Origin of the sequence: Actinomadura sp. NPDC048021, from assembly GCF_040653135.1 — a bacterium.
Lineage (GTDB): Bacteria > Actinomycetota > Actinomycetes > Streptosporangiales > Streptosporangiaceae > Spirillospora > Spirillospora verrucosospora.
The window spans coordinates 84071-102320 of the sequence record NZ_JBEZJQ010000020.1; the positions used below are offsets into that span (position 1 = coordinate 84071).

The 18250-nt window shown below is 73.7% G+C and carries 17 protein-coding genes; 8 read left to right on the plus strand and 9 right to left on the minus strand.

The features are described from left to right. The first annotated feature begins 151 nt into the window (after nucleotides 1–151). Nucleotides 152–340, plus strand: coding sequence for a hypothetical protein (locus AB0C87_RS29210; protein ID WP_353834850.1), 189 nt, complete (start codon nucleotides 152–154; stop codon nucleotides 338–340). A 36-nt stretch (nucleotides 341–376) separates the two neighbouring features. Here AB0C87_RS29210 and AB0C87_RS29215 read toward each other — a convergent pair whose 3' ends face one another. The 3 genes from AB0C87_RS29215 to AB0C87_RS29225 form a co-directional block, all read right to left on the minus strand. Then, nucleotides 377–1795 carry an RNB domain-containing ribonuclease gene (locus AB0C87_RS29215; protein ID WP_360580464.1) on the minus strand — a complete coding sequence of 473 codons (1419 nt, stop codon included), beginning with the start codon at nucleotides 1793–1795 and terminating at the stop codon, nucleotides 377–379. A gap of 92 nt (nucleotides 1796–1887) precedes the next feature. Continuing rightward, nucleotides 1888–2613 carry a Crp/Fnr family transcriptional regulator gene (locus AB0C87_RS29220; protein ID WP_345183020.1) on the minus strand — a complete coding sequence of 242 codons (726 nt, stop codon included), beginning with the start codon at nucleotides 2611–2613 and terminating at the stop codon, nucleotides 1888–1890. 203 nt (nucleotides 2614–2816) lie between these two features. Next, nucleotides 2817–3737 (minus strand): 5'-3' exonuclease, encoded by a 921-nt coding sequence (locus AB0C87_RS29225; RefSeq protein WP_345183022.1) that lies wholly within the window; start codon nucleotides 3735–3737, stop codon nucleotides 2817–2819. An 86-nt stretch (nucleotides 3738–3823) separates the two neighbouring features. On the opposite strand from AB0C87_RS29225, the gene AB0C87_RS29230 reads away from it, so the two are divergent. The 5 genes from AB0C87_RS29230 to AB0C87_RS29250 all read left to right on the plus strand — a co-directional run bounded on the left by AB0C87_RS29230 (nucleotide 3824) and on the right by AB0C87_RS29250 (nucleotide 10146). After that, on the plus strand, nucleotides 3824–4945 hold the full coding sequence (locus AB0C87_RS29230) for a Xaa-Pro peptidase family protein (RefSeq protein WP_360580466.1): 1122 nt from the start codon (nucleotides 3824–3826) through the stop codon (nucleotides 4943–4945). A 253-nt stretch (nucleotides 4946–5198) separates the two neighbouring features. Beyond that, entirely contained in the window at nucleotides 5199–6428 is a 1230-nt protein-coding gene (gene ugpC, locus AB0C87_RS29235; protein ID WP_345183024.1) for a sn-glycerol-3-phosphate ABC transporter ATP-binding protein UgpC, read from the plus strand. Nucleotides 6429–6499: 71 nt separating this feature from the next. Further along, the gene (locus AB0C87_RS29240; protein ID WP_353834389.1) at nucleotides 6500–7804 is read left to right on the plus strand and encodes an extracellular solute-binding protein; all 1305 of its coding nucleotides are present in this window, start codon (nucleotides 6500–6502) and stop codon (nucleotides 7802–7804) included. Nucleotides 7805–7828: 24 nt separating this feature from the next. Continuing rightward, nucleotides 7829–9214, plus strand: a complete 1386-nt coding sequence (locus AB0C87_RS29245) for an ABC transporter permease subunit (protein ID WP_360580468.1) — start codon at nucleotides 7829–7831, stop codon at nucleotides 9212–9214. Beyond that, nucleotides 9211–10146, plus strand: a complete 936-nt coding sequence (locus AB0C87_RS29250) for a carbohydrate ABC transporter permease (protein ID WP_345183027.1) — start codon at nucleotides 9211–9213, stop codon at nucleotides 10144–10146. The genes AB0C87_RS29245 and AB0C87_RS29250 overlap by 4 nt, the downstream gene beginning before the upstream one ends. Nucleotides 10147–10215: 69 nt before the next feature. Here the strand turns inward: AB0C87_RS29250 and ugpC (AB0C87_RS29255) are convergent, their stop codons facing one another. After that, nucleotides 10216–11460 carry a sn-glycerol-3-phosphate ABC transporter ATP-binding protein UgpC gene (ugpC, locus tag AB0C87_RS29255; protein ID WP_345183028.1) on the minus strand — a complete coding sequence of 415 codons (1245 nt, stop codon included), beginning with the start codon at nucleotides 11458–11460 and terminating at the stop codon, nucleotides 10216–10218. Nucleotides 11461–11606: 146 nt separating this feature from the next. On the opposite strand from ugpC (AB0C87_RS29255), the gene AB0C87_RS29260 reads away from it, so the two are divergent. After that, nucleotides 11607–12629 (plus strand): LacI family DNA-binding transcriptional regulator, encoded by a 1023-nt coding sequence (locus tag AB0C87_RS29260; protein ID WP_360580470.1) that lies wholly within the window; start codon nucleotides 11607–11609, stop codon nucleotides 12627–12629. Nucleotides 12630–12727: 98 nt separating this feature from the next. After that, nucleotides 12728–13168, plus strand: a complete 441-nt coding sequence (locus AB0C87_RS29265; protein WP_345183031.1) for an Lrp/AsnC family transcriptional regulator — start codon at nucleotides 12728–12730, stop codon at nucleotides 13166–13168. Here the strand turns inward: AB0C87_RS29265 and AB0C87_RS29270 are convergent, their stop codons facing one another. The 5 genes from AB0C87_RS29270 to AB0C87_RS29290 all read right to left on the minus strand — a co-directional run bounded on the left by AB0C87_RS29270 (nucleotide 13169) and on the right by AB0C87_RS29290 (nucleotide 18249). After that, nucleotides 13169–14104 carry a TIGR03619 family F420-dependent LLM class oxidoreductase gene (locus tag AB0C87_RS29270; RefSeq protein WP_360580471.1) on the minus strand — a complete coding sequence of 312 codons (936 nt, stop codon included), beginning with the start codon at nucleotides 14102–14104 and terminating at the stop codon, nucleotides 13169–13171. A 110-nt stretch (nucleotides 14105–14214) separates the two neighbouring features. Further along, nucleotides 14215–15192, minus strand: a complete 978-nt coding sequence (locus AB0C87_RS29275) for a BadF/BadG/BcrA/BcrD ATPase family protein (protein ID WP_360580474.1) — start codon at nucleotides 15190–15192, stop codon at nucleotides 14215–14217. Then, nucleotides 15192–16448: a 6-phospho-beta-glucosidase gene (locus AB0C87_RS29280; protein ID WP_360580475.1), complete on the minus strand. Its 1257-nt coding sequence runs from the start codon at nucleotides 16446–16448 to the stop codon at nucleotides 15192–15194. Before AB0C87_RS29280 ends, AB0C87_RS29275 begins: the two co-directional genes overlap by 1 nt. Beyond that, nucleotides 16445–17275 (minus strand): carbohydrate ABC transporter permease, encoded by an 831-nt coding sequence (locus tag AB0C87_RS29285; protein ID WP_345183035.1) that lies wholly within the window; start codon nucleotides 17273–17275, stop codon nucleotides 16445–16447. Before AB0C87_RS29285 ends, AB0C87_RS29280 begins: the two co-directional genes overlap by 4 nt. Next, a complete protein-coding gene (locus tag AB0C87_RS29290; protein WP_345183036.1) occupies nucleotides 17272–18249 on the minus strand; it encodes a sugar ABC transporter permease in 978 nt (325 codons plus the stop codon). The genes AB0C87_RS29285 and AB0C87_RS29290 overlap by 4 nt, the downstream gene beginning before the upstream one ends. Between the last annotated feature and the right edge of the window lies 1 nt (nucleotide 18250).

Below are 18250 nucleotides of genomic sequence, written 5' to 3' on the forward strand. Positions count from 1 at the left end.
ACCGGCCGCTGACCGGCGGGAACGCTCGTTCCGTCGCAAATTCGGATATCGGCCGACCGGAAAGGGGGCGCGGTTTCGGCGGCGGGCTGGAGGAGATCCGGTAGGCAGCCGAGGGGCCCGCGGTGGGCCCCCGACCCCCACGGAGGCCGACATGCTCGCGATCGTCGCCGCGATCGTCTTCGCACTTGCCCTGCTGTTCGACCTGGCCGACATCTCCTCGGACGCCATCAACAACAGCACCCTGACCGTCCTCGGCCTGCTGCTGGTCGCCCTGCACCTCGGCGGCGTCGGCACCGGCGCCTCCGCGAGCTGGCGGCCGCGGCGCCGCGGCCGCCGGTGACCGGCCGCCCCGGCCGCCGGACCCGGCGGGCGGGGCTCACGACGCACGAGAGAAGCGGACCCGGCGGCGCGCCGGGTCCGCTTCTTCCAGCCGCACCCTGACCTGCTCGCCGAGCGGCAGGCCCTCCCCGTCGCAGCGGCCGAACACCGGCGGCGCCACCAGCTGGACGCGCCCGCCGGTGCGGTCGCCGTTCACGTCCACCACCACCGCGTCGAACACGTCCCCGACGTGGTCGCGCAGGAGGAGCGCCTCGACCAGGTCGACGCACGCGTGGTCGATGTCGGCGCCGCGGCGCAGCGCCCGCTGCATCGCCTCGGGCAGGTGCGGCAGCGCCTCGCGCGCCCACTGCGGGACGGGGCGGTCCGCCGCCAGCGCCAGGCACACCTCCGTGGCGTACCGGTCGGCCAGCCGCCGGATCGGCGCGGTGACATGCGCGTACGGGGCCGCGACGGCGGCGTGCGCGGCGTGCTCCGGCGGCGCCCCGTCGAAGGCGGTGTAGCCGGCGCCGCGCATCAGCCCCGCCGCGTCGTGCAGGAACGCCGCGTGCCGGGGGAGCGCCGGGTCCAGGGCGCGGACGATGTCGCCGTAGGAGGCGTCCCCGGGCCAGGAGACCCCGAGCGCCCGGGCCGCCAGCCGCAGCCGCTCGACCGCCTCGGCCGGCGCGGGCGGCATGGTGCGCAGCAGCCCGACGCCGCCGTCCAGCATCAGCCGGGCCGCGGCCCGCCCGGTCAGCAGCGAGATCTGCGCGTTCCACGCCTCGGTGGCCAGGTCGCCGCGCAGCTTGAGCGCCCAGCCGCCGCCCGCGTGCACGACCTCCTGCTCGGGCAGCGGCAGGCTCACGCCGCCGCGCGCGGCCTCCGCCGCGATGAGCCGCTCGCCGATCTCGCCGAGCAGCGTGATCCGCGGGTCGCCGTCGCCGCGGCGGGCTGTGGCGTAGTCGAGCCGGTCGCGGCTGCGCACGAGGGCGCGCCGCACGTCGACGCCGGTGATCCGCCCGGCGTCGTCGATGTCGATCGTCCAGGCCACGGCGGGGCGCTCCCGGCCCGGCAGAAGGCTCGCGGTCCCCTCCGACAGGGGGCGCGGATGCAGCGGCGAGCTCGCGTCCGGCAGGTAGAGCGTGACGCCGCGGGCGCGCGCCTCGGCGTCGAGCGCGCCGCCCGGGCGGACGAATCCCGCCACGTCGGCGATCGCATACCGCACCCGGTGCCCGGACCCGCGCCGCTCCAGGTGCATCGCCTGGTCGAGGTCGAGCGAGCCGGGCGGGTCCAGGGTGAAGAACGGGACGTCGCGCAGGTCCGCGCGGCCGTTCAGGGGAGGCGCGGACGCGGCGGCCTCGGCGAGGGCGGCGGGCGGGAACGCGCCGGACACCGAGAACTCGGCGCGGATCCGGTCGAGTCCCGCGCGGACCTCGGCGTCGGCCTCGGCGGTACGCAGTCGCAGCGGTCGGCGCGGCACACGACCGAGCGTACGGGACGAACCACCCGATCCCGTTGTGAATCTACAATGTAAAGGCGCCGGCCCGGCCGCTCGATTCCGGCCGGGCGGCCTCAGTCCTCCGGGGAGTCCGCGAACGCGCGCAGGCCCGGCGGGTCCTCCACGGTGATCCTGCGCCAGCCGGTGCTGACCAGGCCCTCGCGCCGCAGCGTGGACAGCGCCCGCGCGACGGTCTCCCGGGAGGCGTCCATCCAGCTGCCGAGCTCCTCCTGGGACAGCGGCGGCCCGATCGCGACCGCGCCGCCGGCGGCGGGCGGGGCGTGCCGGGCCGAAAGTTCGGCGAGGCCCGACAGCAGGATCGCCAGCCGCCGGGCTCCCTGCGCCGACACGTGCGCCCGCAGCCTGCGGTCGGCGTCGTCGAGCCGCCGCACGAACGTGCCGCTGACCAGCCGCCACACCCGGGGGTGGGCGTCCAGGAAGGCGGTGAACCGGGCCGCCGGGACGATGAGCGCCCGGACGTGGTCGAGCGCCTGCACCGTCGCCGACCGCTCGCGGCCGCCGAGCACCGCGCTCTCGCAGACGAGGTCCCCGGGGCCGCGCACGGCGAGCACGACCGCCCGCCCGTCCTCGCCGGCGCAGGTGACCTTCGCCCAGCCCGACTCGATGACGATGATGTGGTCGGAGTCGTCGCCCTGGTAGCACAGGGGCGTTCTCGGCTGGTAGCTCCGCGCCCGCCCGGCGGCCCGCAGCGCCGCGCGCTCCGGGCCGTCCAGCGCGGCCCAGAATCCGCCGCCGGGGCCCGCGGCGAGGCCGCCGCGGGGTCGGGTCCGCTCGGTCACGGCACGTCCGTCTCCGGTCCGGGGTTCGGATTAACCGGTACCCGCGGCAATTGGGGGGAGTGGGGCGTTGAGGCCCAAGTGCCGCGGGTACCGGTCGCCTTCATGTGCCAAGGAGAACCCCTCACCGCTCCGAATGCTGCACGCCGGAGACCGCGCTGTCTGTGTCATCTGACACTCTCGGCGCAACTTGCACCGGGGACCGGTCAGCGGGAGAGCGCGTTCAGCAGGCGGTTGACCGGGCTGGACAGGTTCCAGGTGTCGGCGAGCCGGACGAGGGCCTCGGGGTCGCGCGGCTCGGCGGGCAGCCGGTCGTCCAGGCCCGCCAGCTCGGGGGCGTCGATGTCGGTGACGACCCGCACCACGGTCTCGGCGGCGGCCAGGTACTCGCGGGCCGCCTCCATCCGGCGGCGCGCGCCCGCCGGGAACCCCTCGTCGGTGCCGGCGTCCAGCGCCGCGAGGATCCCCTCGACCGAGCCGAACCGGGTGACGAGCGCGGCGGCGGTCTTGTCGCCGACCCCCGGCACGCCGGGCAGCCCGTCGCTCGGGTCGCCGCGCAGCGTGGCGTAGTCGCCGTAGCCGCGGCCCGGGATGCCGTACTTGGCCGCGACCTCCTTCTCGCCCATCACCTGCAGGTTCCGGATCCCCCGCGCGGTGTACAGGACGCAGACGGGGGCGCGGTCGTCGACGAGCTGGAACAGGTCGCGGTCGCCGGTCACGATGTCGACCGGCCCGTCGGCCGCGCCCCGCACCGCGAGCGTCCCGATGACGTCGTCGGCCTCGTAGCCGGGGACGCCCGCGCGCGCCAGCCCGAAGGCGTCCAGCACCTGCTCGATGACCGGGAGCTGGGCCTCCAGCGCGTCGGGCGTCTGGTCGCCGCCGTCCTCGGCCACCCGGTGCGCCTTGTAGGAGGGCAGCGCCTCCACCCGGAACGCCGGGCGCCAGTCGGCGTCCATGCAGCACACGAGCCGCTCCGGCCGGCGGTCCTGGACGAGCCGGGCGATCATGTCGACGAGCCCGCGCACCGCGTTCACCGGGGTCCCGTCGGGGGCCGTCACCGACTCGGGGACCCCGAAGAAGGCGCGGAAGTACAACGACGGCGTGTCCAGCAGCATCAGCCCGCTCATGGGGCACATGCTGCCACGCGGGCCGGGTCACCGGCGCCCGGACGCTCCTGGGATCCTGGTACCGGCCACTGGAGAGGAGCTGGGATATGGAGACGGATGTGACAACGGAGTTGTATCCGCGCGAGCGTGTCGGCCTGGTGCGCGAGGCGACGGTGAAGGCGGGTCTCGGGGCGGTCCTGCTGACACCCGGCCCCGACCTGCGGTACGTCACCGGGTACGACGCCAAGCAGCTCGAGCGGCTCACCTGCCTGGTGGTCCCGGCCGGCGGCGAGCCGTTCCTGGTCGTCCCCCGGCTGGAGCTTCCCGCCGCGCAGGAGTCGCCGGCGGGGTCCATCGGGCTGGAGCTGGTGCCGTGGGACGAGACCGACGACCCCTACGCGCTGGTGGCCGGCCGCCTCCCGCGGGACGTGGGGACCGTCGGCGTGGCCGACCGGATGTGGGCGGTGATGGCGCTGCGGTTCCGCGGCGCGATGCCCGGCGCCGAGCAGGTCGCGGCCGGGAGCGTGCTGCGGGAGCTGCGGATGCGCAAGAGCGCGGCGGAGGTGGCGGCGCTGCGCGAGGCGGGGGAGGCGATCGACCGGGTGCACCGCCGGGTCCCGGACCTGCTGAGGGCCGGGCGCACCGAGCGCGAGGTGGGCCGCGACATCGCCGACGCGATCATCGCCGAGGGGCACGCGCAGGTCGACTTCGTCATCGTCGGCTCCGGCCCGAACGGCGCCAACCCGCACGCCGAGCTGTCGGACCGGGTCATCCGTCCCGGCGAGCCCGTGGTGGTCGACATCGGCGGGACGATGCCGAGCGGCTACTGCTCGGACTCGACCCGCAACTACTGCGTGGGCGAGCCGCCCGCCGAGTACCGCGCGTACTTCGCGGTGCTGGAGGAGGCGCAGCGCGCGTCCTGCGAGGCCGTGCGGCCGGGGGCGACGCCGGAGGAGGTGGACGCGGCTGGCCGCGACATCATCGCCGCCGCCGGGCACGGCCAGCACTTCTTCCACCGCACGGGCCACGGCATCGGGCTGGAGTCGCACGAGGAACCCTACATCGTCGCCGGCAACCGCGAGCCGCTGGAGCCCGGGATGGCGTTCTCGATCGAGCCCGGCATCTACCCCGGCCCGCACGGCGCCCGCATCGAGGACATCGTCGTGTGCACCGAGGAGGGCTACGCGCCGATGAACGTCACCGAGCGCGGGCTGGTGGTCGTGGGCTGACGCCGGTCCGGCGCTTCGGGCGCCCGGACGACCGTGGGCATGAACGGGTTTGCGTTCATGCCCACGTGCTGTTTTCGGGCAGCGCAAATTGAGACGGAAACGGCTCGGTAACGATCTCTGTATCAAATGCGCCGGAGCGTGCCTCCGCCGGTTGCGATCCGGGTGTCCGGCCCTGTACCTCCTTGTTGCACTGTTACGCGGGAGTAAGTCGACTTTCTTCCGCATCGACGTGCCGTGACGAAGAGGAGACGCCGTGGCAGAGGTCGACCTGACCAGCGTCGGGAAGGTCTATCCCGACGGCACGCGGGCCGTGACCGACCTGAACCTCCACATCGCCGACGGGGAGTTCCTCGTCCTGGTGGGCCCGTCGGGCTGCGGCAAGACCACCGCGCTGCGGATGGTCGCCGGGCTGGAGGAGATCTCCGAGGGCGAGGTCACGATCGGCGGGCGGGTCGTCAACCGGGTGCCGTCCCGGGACCGCGACGTCGCGATGGTGTTCCAGAGTTACGCCCTCTACCCGCACCTGTCGGTGCGCGACAACATCGGCTTCGGCCTGTCGCTGCGCAAGCTGCCGAAGGCCGAGATCCGCGAGAAGGTCGACCGGGCCGCGCGGACCCTGGGCCTGACCGACTACCTGGACAAGAAGCCTCGCAACCTTTCGGGCGGGCAGCGGCAGCGCGTCGCGATGGGCCGCGCGATCGTCCGGGAGCCGCAGGCGTTCCTGATGGACGAGCCGCTGTCCAACCTCGACGCCAAGCTGCGCGTCCAGATGCGCGCCGAGATCGCCCGCCTCCAGCGCGACCTCGGCGTCACCACGATCTACGTCACCCACGACCAGACCGAGGCGATGACGCTCGGCGACCGGGTCGCGGTGATGAAGAAGGGGCGCCTGCAGCAGGTCGCCGCGCCGCAGGAGCTCTACGACCGGCCGGCGAACCTGTTCGTCGCCGGATTCATCGGCTCACCGGCCATGAACCTGGTCCAGGGCACGCTGTCCGGCGACGCGGAGAACCCGCGCCTGGAGATCGGCGGCCAGACCCTGGCGCTTCCGGCCGAGGTCATGACCGAGCGTCCGGCCCTGGCATCCCACCTCGGCGGCGACGTCGTCGTCGGCATCCGCCCCGAGGACATGGAGGACTCCGAGCTCGTGGAGACGCCCGAGGGATCCGGGCTGGCCTCCACCGCCGACCTCGTCGAGGCGATGGGCTCGGACGTGCTGGTGCACTTCGCGATCGAGGCGTCCCAGGTCGTCACCGAGGACACCAAGGAGCTCGCGCGCGACGCGGGGACCGACGTGCTGGGGGACCTGGAGAGCCCCCGCACGGACCTGGTCGCGCGGTTCAGCCCGCGCACCCGCGTGAAGGTGGGCGACCCGGTGACGATCCGCGTCGACACCGGACGCCTGCACTTCTTCGATATCGAGTCCGGCGCGTCGATCTGGGGAACAGGCGACGCCGCTCCGGCCAGGGAGGATGAGGAATGAGGGTCAGCTTTGCCGGCGGGGGGACCTCCCCCCGCACCCCCCGACACGGCTCCGCCGGCGTCGGCAGGCGCGTGACGGGAGTCGCCGTCGCGGCGGGACTGCTGCTGTCCGCGGCCGCCGCCTGCGGCGGCGACGACAAGGACGGGGACGGGTCGTCGCCCTCCGGCGGGGGTGAGCTGAAGGGCACCACCATCGAGGTCGCGGCCAAGTGGACCGGTCCGGAGGAGGCGAACTTCCGCAAGGTCCTGCAGGCGTTCGAGAAGAAGACCGGGGCGAAGGTCAACTACGCCTCCACCGGGGAGAACACCGACGCCTACCTCGGCCCGCGCATCGAGGCCAAGAACCCGCCGGACGTGGCGATCCTGCCGCAGCCGGGCCTCATGCAGCAGTACGCCGGCAAGGGGGCGCTCAAGCCCCTGGGCGACGACGTGGTCTCGCAGGTCGGGCAGAACTTCGCGCCGTACTGGAAGGAGCTCGGCTCCTCCGACGGCAAGACCTACGGCGTGATCGTCAAGGCCGCCTACAAGTCGATCCTGTGGTACCGGCCGGCGGCGTTCGACGAGGCCGGCGTCCAGCCGCCCGCGGCGTGGGCCGACCTGACCAAGGCGGCGGGCACGCTGCAGGACGCGGGCACCACCCCGTTCACGCTCGCCGCGGGCCCGCAGGACTCCTGGACGCTGACCGACTGGTTCGAGAACGTCTACCTGTCGCAGGCCGGGCCGGAGAACTACGACAAGCTCGCCAAGCACGAGATCAAGTGGACCGACCCGAGCGTGGGCAAGGCGCTGCAGACGCTCGCCGAGGTCTGGGGCAAGCCCGACTACCTGAACGGCGGCGTCGCGACCGCGACCAAGACCAAGTTCGACGAGTCGGTCACCCAGGTGTTCGGCCAGCAGAAGGCCGCCATGGTCTACGGCGGCGACTTCGCCGCCGCCAACATCGGCACCACCAAGGCCAAGGTCGGCACGGACGCCAAGGTCTTCGCGTTCCCGAAGGCCGGCGGCACCGCCCCGGCGATCCTCGGCGGCGACGTCGCGGTCGCGCTGAAGGACGGCAAGGGCGCGCAGGAGCTCATGAAGTACCTCGCCTCGCCCGAGGCGGGCACGGTGTGGGCCGGGCTCGGCGGCTACCTGACGCCGAACAAGAACGTCAAGCCCGACGCCTACTCCGACCCGATCGCCAAGCAGCTGATCACCCAGCTCCAGCAGGCCGGCGACGCCGCCCGCTACGACATGTCCGACCTGGCTCCCGCCGCGTTCGGCGCGACGCCCGGCAAGGGCGAGTGGGAGGCGCTGCGCCAGTTCGTGCAGAACCCGACCGACGTCAAGGGCACGCAGGCCAAGCTGGAGGCCGAGGCGGCCAAGGCGTACAAGTAGGGCCTACAAGTAGGGAATCCCTGGATGAAGGCTCCGAATGAGGAGGTGCCGCCGGCCGCGACGGCCGGCGGCGCCGCCGCCATCGACGCGCCGCCCGCCGGCAGGGGCGCCCGCGGCGCGCGCGAGCGGCTGACCCCGCCGTCGTGGCTGGCCCTGACGTTCCTGCTGCCGGCGCTGCTGCTGCTCGGCTTCCTCGTCGTGTACCCGATCGTCTACTCGGTGATCCGCAGTTTCTTCGACGCCTCGGGCGGCTCGTTCGTCGGCGTCGACAACTACACCGGGGTCTTCAAGGGGCACGACAACCTCGTGGCGGTGCGCAACACCGCCATCTGGGTCGTCGTGGCGCCGACCGTGGTGACCATCGTCGGCCTGGTGTTCGCCGTGCTCACCGAGCGGATCCGGTGGGCGACGGTGTTCAAGCTCGTGGTGTTCATGCCGATGGCGATCTCGTTCCTCGCCTCCGGCGTGATCTTCCGGCTGGTGTACCAGCAGGACCCGGACAAGGGCGTGGCGAACGCGGCGATGGTCGCGGTCCACGACATGTTCCGGCAGGACACCACCTACCCGGGGGCCGGGCCCCGCAACGGCGGGAACTCGCCGGTCCGGCAGGACGGCGGCGCCGTGGTCTCGGTGCGGCCGTACTCGGCGGGGCAGAGCGCGCTCGTCCCGCTGCTGAAGATCAAGCCCGAGTACCTGCCGAAGGGCGCCGAGCCCGCCGCGCCGCCCCCGGCGGCCGGGCCGGGCCGGCTGACCGGCACGGTCTGGTTCGACTTCACCCGGGGCGGGGGCGGCCAGCAGAACGCCCCCAACTCCGGAGAGTCCGGCCTGCCGGGCATCCGGGTCGAGGCGGTCCAGGGCGGCAAGGTCGTCGCCAAGGCCACCACGGAGGCCGACGGAACCTTCACCATGCGGAAGGTGCCCGCCGGGACGTACACGATCCGGCTGCCCAAGGACAACTTCACCACCGCCTACCAGGGCGCCGAGTGGCTCGGCGACACCCTCATCACCCCGGCGATCATCGGGTCGTACCTGTGGGTGTGGTCGGGCTTCGCGATGGTGCTCATCGCCGCCGGGCTCGCGGCCATCCCGCGCGACGCCCTGGAGGCGGCGCGGGTGGACGGCGCCACCGAGTGGCAGGTGTTCCGGCGGGTGACGATCCCGCTGCTCGCGCCCGTCCTGATGGTGGTGCTGGTGACGCTGGTCATCAACGTCCTGAAGGTCTTCGACCTCGTCTACATCATCGGCGGCGGCGATCCGAACGCCAGCGTGCTGGCGCTGCAGATGTGGACCGAGTCGTTCGGCGGCGGCAACGACCAGGGCTCCGGCAGCGCCATCGCCGTGCTGCTGTTCGTGCTGGTGCTGCCCGCCATGCTGTTCAACATCCGGAGAATGCGGCAGGAGCGCAAATGAGCACCGCGGAGAAGGCCCCGCAGGCGCCCTCCGGGGCGGAGGGCGGCGGCGCGGCGGGAGCGCCGCGGCGCGGCCTGGCCGCGCGGATCGTCGGCAGGGCGGGCGGCGGCGCCGCGCAGGCGCTGCTGGTCCTGGTCGCGCTGTTCTGGCTGGTGCCGACCCTCGGCCTGCTGGTCGCCTCGCTGCGCTCCAACGAGGACAACAACGCCGACGGCTGGTGGAACGTGTTCGCCAAGCCGGCGCAGCTGACCGCCGAGTCCTACGGCGCGCTGCTGGACAAGGGCGACTTCGTCGACTCGTTCTGGAACACGGTGCTGATCACCGTCCCGGCGACGCTGCTGGTGGTCGCGATCGCCTCGCTGGCCGCCTACGCGTTCGCCTGGATGGAGTTCCCCGGCCGGGACTGGCTGTTCCTCGGCGTCGTGGCGCTGCTGGTGGTGCCGGTCCAGGTCGCGCTGATCCCGGTCGCCAGGCTGTACGGCTACATCGAGTTCGGAAGCTTCCACATGTTCGGCTCGATCACCGGCGTCGTGCTGTTCCACGTGGCCTTCGGGCTGCCGTTCGCCATCTTCCTGCTCCGCAACTTCTTCGCGGCGATCCCCCGGGACCTGCTGGAGGCGGCGCGGATGGACGGCGGCTCGGAGTGGACGATCTTCCGCCGGGTGATCTTCCCGCTGGGCGGCCCGGCGATCGCCTCGCTCGGCATCTTCCAGTTCCTGTGGGTGTGGAACGACCTGCTGGTCGCGCTGGTGTTCGCCGACACCGGGTCGCAGCCGATGACCAAGTGGCTGCAGTCGCAGATGCGGCAGTTCACCGGCAACATCGACATCCTCGCGCCCGGCGCGTTCCTGTCGCTGGTCGTCCCGCTGATCGTGTTCTTCGCCTTCCAGCGCTACTTCGTCCAGGGGGTCCTCGCCGGCTCGGTGAAGTGACGCCCGCCGGGACAACGGTGCCCACGGCCTCACCGAGGCCGTGGGCACCGCCCTGTCGCAGCGGGACGGTCAGCCGGACTTGCGCAGGTCCGCGGCGCCGTGCCGTTCGGCGACGTCGGGGTGCCCGATGGCCAGACCGCTGGACGGGTCGAAGAAGTGCAGGCGGCGCGTGTCGACGGCGAGGTCCACGTCCTGCCCCGGGCGCACGTGCGAGCGGGAGTTGACGCGGGCCGTCCACAGCGCCTTGTTGTCGATCAGCGGGATCGCCTCGGCCTCGCCCTCGGCGGCGTCCTCGGCCAGGTCGGCGGTGTCCTTGTGCTCGACCGGCGGGGCGTCGATCGTGAAGATCACGTTGATCTCGCTGCCGAGCTCCTCGGTGACGCTGCTGCGCACCGCCATCGGCGCCCAGCCGGGCTGGGCGTGCGCGGAGTCCTCGAAGTCCGACGGGCGGATGCCGAGGATGACCTTCTTGCCGAGGTAGTCGCCCAGGCCCGGCTTGTCGTCCATGACCGCGGCCGGGACGGGCAGCGTGTAGCCGGCGAAGGAGACCCGCGCCCCGCCGTCGCCGGTCTCGAGGTCGGCGAGCACGAAGTTCATCGCGGGCGAGCCGATGAACCCGGCCACGAACAGGTTGACGGGGTTGTCGAACAGCCGCTGCGGGGTGTCGACCTGCTGGAGCTTGCCCTCGCGCAGCACGCACACCCGCGATCCGAGCGTCATGGCCTCGACCTGGTCGTGGGTGACGTACACGGTGGTGACGCCGAGCCGCTCGTGCAGCTGGCTGAGGGAGGCGCGCATGGAGACGCGGAGCTTGGCGTCGAGGTTGGACAGCGGCTCGTCCATCAGGAACGCCTGCGGCTGGCGGACGATGGCGCGGCCCATCGCGACGCGCTGCCGCTGGCCGCCCGACAGCGCGGCCGGCTTGCGGGACAGGTACTGCTCCAGGCCGAGCATCTTGGCGGCGTCGCGGACCTTCTGCTTGATCTCCGCCTTCGGCGTGCCGCGCAGCTTGAGGCCGAACGCGAGGTTCTGCTCGACCGTCATGTGCGGGTAGAGGGCGTAGTTCTGGAACACCATCGCGATGTCGCGGTCCTTCGGCGCGAGGTCGTTGACGACCTGGTCGCCGATGGAGATCTTCCCACCGGAGATCTCCTCCAGCCCGGCGATCATCCGCAGCGCGGTGGACTTGCCGCAGCCGGACGGCCCGACCAGCACCATGAACTCGCCGTCGCGGATCTCCAGATCGAGCCCGTCGACGGCCTTGACTCCGCCGCCGTACACCTTGTCGACCCGGTCCAGCACGATCTTGGCCATCCGAACCCCTTTGGAAACGTTTCCGCCGTTCCCCCGCCGAGCAGGGGATATGTCGTATTGGCTGGAGTAAACATCATGGAATCGTTTCCAGGGGAGACGTCATCGTGAGAAGATGATCGAAACGGGCGGAAAGGGACGGTGCGCGGGTGGCGGATCGGCGGTCGGCGACGATCAAGGACGTGGCCGCGGCGGCGGGCGTCGGCATCGCCACGGTGTCGCGGGTGTTCTCCGGGACGGGCTCGGCGAGCGCCGCGACCCGCGAGCGGGTGCTGGCCGCGGCCCGCGAGCTGGACTACCGGCCGAGCGCCCTCGGCCGGGGCCTGAAGCTGCGCCGCAGCGGCGGCATCGGCCTGGTCGTCCCCGACGTCACCGACCCGTTCTGCGCCGAGGTGGTCGCGGGTGTGCTGGCCTGCGCCCGCACCCTCGGCGAGCACGTCATCGTGGACGCCGCGCACGGCGACCCCTCCCGCGAGGCCGAGATCGTCGACCGGCTCGTCGAGCAGCGGGTCGACGGGATCATCGCGCTGCCCGCCGGGGACGAGGCCGACTGGCGCGCCGCGGCCCGGGTGTGCTCCAGCGTCGTGTTCGCCGACCGGGTCCTGCCCGGGCTGCCCGACGTCCCGTCCGTGCTGGCCGACGACGCGGGCGGCGTGCGGTCCCTCACCGAGTACCTCGCCGGGCTCGGGCACCGCCGCATCGGGTTCCTCGGCGGCGCGCCGGGCCGTCCCGCGGGCGCGCGCGAGCGGGCGTTCCGCGAAACCCTGGCGCAGCTGGGCCTGCCCGCGGAGGAGGACCTCGTCGTGGCCGCCCGTCCCGCCCGCGACGCCGCCTACGCGGCCGCCGCCGGGCTGCTGCAGCGCCGCGCTGACGTCACCGCCGTCCTGGCCGCCGGGCATCTGCTCGGCGAGGCCGCCGTCCTGGTCGCCCGCGAGCTCGACCTGCGGGTGCCGGCCGACGTGTCCATCGCGATGGTGGACGACGTCGCGTGGGCGGAGCTGTGCGATCCGCCGCTGACCGCCGTGGCCAGGCCCGGCCACGACATCGGCTACCGCGCCTGCGAGCTGCTGCTGCGCGAGCCCGCCCGGCGCGGCAGGGGAGGCCCGGTCGTGCTGCCGACGGAGCTGGTGGTGCGCGGCAGCTGCGGGCCGCTGCGGAGCGCCCGCCGCTAGCCGCGCGCCGTCGGCGCTGCGCTCCCGCCCCTGCGGGAAAGCCGATCCGTGATCGAACGGGGGCCCGCGCACGGGCCCCGGCGCGCTAGATTTCCCGCGTGGAGGAGATCGATCGTCAGATCATGGCCCTGCTGGCCGACGACGGGCGGATGAGTTTCACCGACCTGGCCAAGGAGACGGGCCTGTCGGTGTCGGCGGTGCACCAGCGCGTCCGGAGGCTGCAGAAGCGCGGCGTCATCAAGGGCTTCGCCGCCCAGCTCGACAACCGGGAGATCGGCCTGCCGCTGACCGCCTTCGTGTCGATCAAGCCGATCGACCCGGCGGCCCCCGACGACGCCCCCGACCGGCTGGCGCACCTGCAGGCGATCGAGGCGTGCCACTCGGTGGCGGGGGAGGAGAGCTACATCCTCAAGGTCCGGGTCGCCTCGCCGAACGAGCTGGAGGACCTGCTGCAGAAGATCCGCGCCGCCGCGAACGTCGCGACGCGCACCACGGTCGTGCTCAGCACCCCCTGGGAGGCGCGGCGGCCGCCCCTGTAGTCATCGGCCCGGCGCGAACGCCTCCAGCGCCTCCAGGGCGCGGTCCAGCGACGCGTCCGGATCGGCGTCCGGCCCGGTGATCTCCGGATCGAAGTTCAGGTCCACGAACAGCTCGGTGACGCCCTGCCGCGCCAGCGCCCCGAAGTCGCCGCGGATCTCCTCGAAGGAGCCGGTGAGCGGGCGCCGCTCCTGTCGCCCCGCGGGGCGGACCCGGACCGCGCCCCGGCACACGAACCGCAGCGCGGACGCGTCCCGCCCGGCCTCCTCGGCGGCCTCCCGCACCACCTCCACGGAGCGGCCGATCGCGGCGAGGTCGGCGCGGCTGGAGCTGACCCAGCCCTCGGCCAGCCGGCCCGCGCGCCGCAGGGCGGGTTCGGCGCCGCCGCCCAGCAGGATCGGCGGCCCGGACGGCTGGAGCGGGGGCGGGTCCATCGTCACGGGCGGGATGTCGTAGAACTCGCCGTGGAATCGCGCCGGGTCCCCGGACCCGCCGGCCCACAGGGCGCGCAGCGCGGCGATGAACTCCTCGGCGCGGGCGCCGCGGCGCTCCATGGGGGCGCCGACCGCCGCGAACTCCTCGCGCATCCAGCCGATCCCGAGCCCGAGGTCCAGGCGTCCCCCGCTGACGTGGTCGAGGGTGGCGGCCTGCTTGGCGAGGATCGGCGGCGCGTAGAACGGAAGGTTCACGACCGCGACGCCGAGCCGCGCCCGGGAGGTGTGGGCGGCGAGGTAGGCCAGGGTGATCAGCGGGTCGGGGACGTTGCGGTAGGTGAGGTCGGTCGACCCGGCCGGGTTGAGGACTCGCTGCAGCGTCCACAGCGAGCGGTAGCCGAGATCCTCGGCACGCCGCGCCACCGTCACCTGGTTGCGCGGGGTCGCCCACGCGCCGGACCCCGGCACCGCGAACCCGATCTCCACGGCGTCCCCCTCCCGCACCGGCGGAACCTTACAACGTCAAGGGCGGGGGCCGTTCAGCGGATCCAGGTCTCCGGACCACCCGTCCATCGCCATGGTAGGCATCCCGGCGACGGCGGCCCGACCGCGGGTCAGCGGCGGCGGAACGCGGTGCGCAGGGCCGCGTGGGCGGACGGCGGGGCGGCGACGTGGTCGAGGGCGAGGAGCGCGGCGCCGAGCAGCGGGGGGTCCTCGGGGACCAGCAGGCGGGCGCGGGGGGCGAGGTCGGCGTAGCGGTCCGCGACCGCCTCCATCAGCAGCGGCCGGCGGGCCGCCAGGACCCCGCCGCCGAGGACGACGTCGGCGGGGGCGTCCAGCAGGTCCAGGCGGCGCAGCGCGACCGAGCCGAGGATCGCCACCTCCTCCGCCAGCCGGAGCACCACGCCGCGGGCCACCGGGTCGCCGGCCTCGGCGATGTCGAGCAGGACGGGCGCCAGGGAGGTGAGCCGCCCCTGCTCGATCTCGCCGAGGTGGAGGGCGAGGCCCACGTCGATGGCGCGGGCCAGACCGAAGTGGGCGGCGACCGCGGCGGTCAGCGCCGTCTCCGGTCCCCGGCCGTCCTCTCCGCGGATGGCGTGCCACAGAGCCGAGCGGCCGAGCTCGCCGCCGCCGCCCCAGTCGCCGGTGTGGGCGCCGAGGGACGGGAACCGCGCGGTGCGCCCGTCGGGGGCGACGCCCGCGCAGTTGATGCCGGCGCCGCAGACCACCGCGACGCCCCAGCCCTCGGTGACGGCGCTGCGCAGCAGCGCGAACGTGTCGTTGCCGACCGTCACGCTCGGCGCGGCGCCCCGGGACAGCAGGAGCTTCTCCAGCCGCTCCTCCTCGCCCGGCAGGTCGACGTTGGCCATGTAGGCGGCCAGGTGGACGACGCCGCCGGGCCGGACCCCGGCGTCCCGCAGCACCCTGCCGATGTCCGCCGTCAGCGTGTCGAGCGCGGCGTCGAGCCCGTCGGCCTGCGGGCGGAAGCCGTCGCCGCGCACGGTGGCCAGCAGCTCGCCGGCGGTGGTGGCGACGGCCGCGTCGGTCTTGCTGTTGCCGCCGTCGACGGCGACGAGGACGCCCGCGGCCATCAGGCGGCCCAGGGCAGGTGGGCACGGTTGGCGGCGACCAGGTCGCGGGCGAGGCGCTCGGCCGCGTCCGCCTGCCCCACGAGCGGATGCGCGAGCAGCGCGGCGGCGACCCGGTCCACCCCGCCGCGCAGCGCCGCGTCCAGGGCCAGCTCCTCGTACGCCGACACGTGCGCGACCAGGCCGGCGAGCAGCGGCTCCATGGCGGGGACGGGCAGCGGCACCGCCCCGGACCCGGTGATCCGCGCCGGGACCTCGATGACCGCGCGGTCGTCCAGGAACGGCAGCGTGCGGTGGTTGCGCACGTTGACGACCTGCACGTCGCCGCGGCCGCCGACCAGCGACGCGGCCAGCTGCACGGCCGCCTCGGAGTAGAACGCGCCACCGCGCTCGGCGAGCCGGGCGGGCTTGGTGTCCAGCGCGGGGTCGGCGTAGGCCTCCAGCAGATCGCGTTCGAGCGCGGCGACCTCCTCGGCCCGCGACGGCGCGCCCCGCTGCTCCTCGACGACGCGGTCGTGCTCGTAGAAGTAGCGCAGGTAGTACGACGGGACGGCGCCGAGCGTCCGCAGGAACGGGGCGGGCAGGCCGGAGACGGCGGCGAGCTCGCCGGGATGCCGGTCGAGCAGGTCCGGCAGGACGTCGTGCCCGTCCAGCAGGACCGACCGCACCCAGGTGAGGTGGTTGAGCCCCGCGTGGCCGAGGCCGACCCGTTCGGGCGGGACGCCCAGCAGCGCCGCCGCGCGCCGCTGGAACCCGATCGCGACGTTGCACAGGCCGACCGCGCGGTGCCCCGCGTCCAGCAGGGCCCGGGTGACGATGCCGACCGGGTTGGTGAAGTCGATGATCCAGGCGTGCGGGGCGCGGGCGGCGACGCGCCCGGCGATGTCCAGCACGACCGGGACGGTGCGCAGCGCCTTGGCGAGGCCGCCGGCGCCGGTCGTCTCCTGCCCGACGCAGCCGCGGGCCAGCGGCAGCGTCTCGTCGACGTGCCGGGCGGCCTGCCCGCCGACGCGCAGCTGGATCACGACGATCGTCGCGTCCGCGACCGCCGCGTCCAGGTCGCCGGTGGTGACGACGCGGGCGGGGTGGCCCGCGCGGGCGAGCATCCGCGCGGAGAGCCCGCCGACGAGCTCCAGCCGCCGGGCGTCGGGGTCGGCGAGCACGAGCTCCGACACCGGCAGCGCCGCGTGCGCCCGCGCGAGCCCGTCGACCAGTTCCGGGGTGTAGGTGGACCCGCCCCCGATGACCGTCAGCTTCAACCCTTCACTCCCGTCAAGGTCACGCCCTGGATGAACACGCGCTGGGCGAGGAAGAACACGACCAGCACCGGCAGGATGGTCAGCAGCGTCGCGGCCATGGTGAGGTTCCACTCGACATGGTGGGCGGCGCGGAACGTGGCGACGCCGATGGCCAGCGTCCAGTGGTCGGGGTCGGCGTACACCAGCGGCCGGAAGTAGTCGTTCCAGCAGTAGAAGAACTGGAACAGCGCCACCGCGGCCAGGGCGGGCCTCGCCATCGGCAGGACGACCCGCAGCATCGTGCGCAGCTCGCCGCAGCCGTCCACGCGGGCGGCGTCGGCGTACTCGCGGGGGATCGTCACCAGGAACTGGCGCAGCAGGAAGATGGAGAACGCGTCCCCGAACAGCTGCGGGATGATCAGCGGCCACAGCGTGCCGGTCAGCCCGAACCGGGCCCACACGATGTAGAGCGGCACCATGGTGACCTGCGGCGGCAGCATCATCGCCGAGATCACCACGACGAGCGCCGGGCCCCGTCCGCGGAACCGGAAGCGGGCCAGCGCGTACGCCACCGGCACGCTGGAGACCAGCATGAACACCGTGGACAGGCCGGCGTACACGGTGCTGTTGACGGTCCAGCGGACCATGTCGCCGCTGAACACCTCGGCGAAGTTGGCGAGGTGCCAGCCGCGCGGCCACAGCTCGCCGCTGAGCGCCTGCCGGTCGGTCATCACGGCGGTCAGCAGCATGAACGCCAGGGGCGCCAGGAACATCACGCCGACCGCGACGGCGGTGGCGTGCACGGCGAGCCACAGCAGCGCCCGGCGGGCGCGCCCTCCGGGGATCATCGCGCCTCCTCTCCGGCGAACGCGCGGAACCGGCGGAGCAGGAACACGGTGAACGCCATCGCGGTGGCGAACATGACGAGCGCCAGCACGCACGCGTAGCCCATGTTGAACTGGCGGAACCCCTGGTCGTACAGCCACTGCGGGAACGTCAGCGTGGAGCCGTCGGGGTAGCCGGGGGAGTACTGGACCCCGGGCAGGTCGGCGCGCCCGGAGGCCACCTTGCCCGCCACCATCGGCTGCGTGAAGTACTGCAGCGTCTCGATGACGCCGGTGACGGCGGAGAACGCCAGGACGGGGGACACGGTCGGCAGCGTGATGTGCCGGAACCGGGCCCAGGCGCCGGCGCCGTCGATCGCTGCCGCCTCGTACAGCGACGCGGGCACGTTCAGCAGCGCCGCCAGCATGATGATCATGACGTCGCCGACCGCCCACAGGCCGAGCAGGGTCAGGCCGGGCTTGGCCCAGGCGGCGTCGTTGAAGAAGTCGGGCAGGGGGATCCCGAGCCGCGCGGCGAGGGCCGGAAGGGGGCCGGTGCCGGGGTTCAGCAGGAACACGAACGCGACCGTGGCCGAGACGGGCGGGACCAGGTACGGCAGGTAGAGGACCGAGCGCAGCAGGCCGGCGCCCCGCCTGACCCTGGTGAGCAGCTGGGCGACGCCGAGGCCGAACAGCACCCGCAGCGGGACGAGCACGGCGACCAGCCACAGCGTGTTGCGCATCGCCGTCCAGGCGTCGCGGTCGTGCAGCAGGTAGGCGTAGTTGTCGAGGCCCACGTACTCCAGCGTGAACAGGTTGTACCGGGTGAAGGAGAAGTAGACGGTGGCGGCGAGGGGGTAGACGAAGAACAGGCCGAACCCGGCGAGCCAGGGGGACAGGAACGCCGCGACCCGGAGCCGCCGGCGCCGTCGCGCCCGCGCCGCCGCCGTCCCGCGCCGCGCCCCGGGCAGCGGGAGGCGCGCTGAGCCGGATGCCACG

What these genes read in the sequence shown, in the direction of transcription:
- AB0C87_RS29210 (WP_353834850.1), top strand. Translation starts at nt 152, where the DNA reads ATGCTCGCGATCGTCGCCGCGATCGTCTTCGCACTTGCCCTGCTGTTC.
- AB0C87_RS29225 (WP_345183022.1), bottom strand. Translation starts at nt 3,737, where the DNA reads ATGAGCGGGCTGATGCTGCTGGACACGCCGTCGTTGTACTTCCGCGCC.
- AB0C87_RS29230 (WP_360580466.1), top strand. Translation starts at nt 3,824, where the DNA reads ATGGAGACGGATGTGACAACGGAGTTGTATCCGCGCGAGCGTGTCGGC.
- AB0C87_RS29245 (WP_360580468.1), top strand. Translation starts at nt 7,829, where the DNA reads ATGAAGGCTCCGAATGAGGAGGTGCCGCCGGCCGCGACGGCCGGCGGC.
- AB0C87_RS29250 (WP_345183027.1), top strand. Translation starts at nt 9,211, where the DNA reads ATGAGCACCGCGGAGAAGGCCCCGCAGGCGCCCTCCGGGGCGGAGGGC.
- ugpC (WP_345183028.1), bottom strand. Translation starts at nt 11,460, where the DNA reads ATGGCCAAGATCGTGCTGGACCGGGTCGACAAGGTGTACGGCGGCGGA.
- AB0C87_RS29275 (WP_360580474.1), bottom strand. Translation starts at nt 15,192, where the DNA reads ATGGCCGCGGGCGTCCTCGTCGCCGTCGACGGCGGCAACAGCAAGACC.
- AB0C87_RS29285 (WP_345183035.1), bottom strand. Translation starts at nt 17,275, where the DNA reads ATGATCCCCGGAGGGCGCGCCCGCCGGGCGCTGCTGTGGCTCGCCGTG.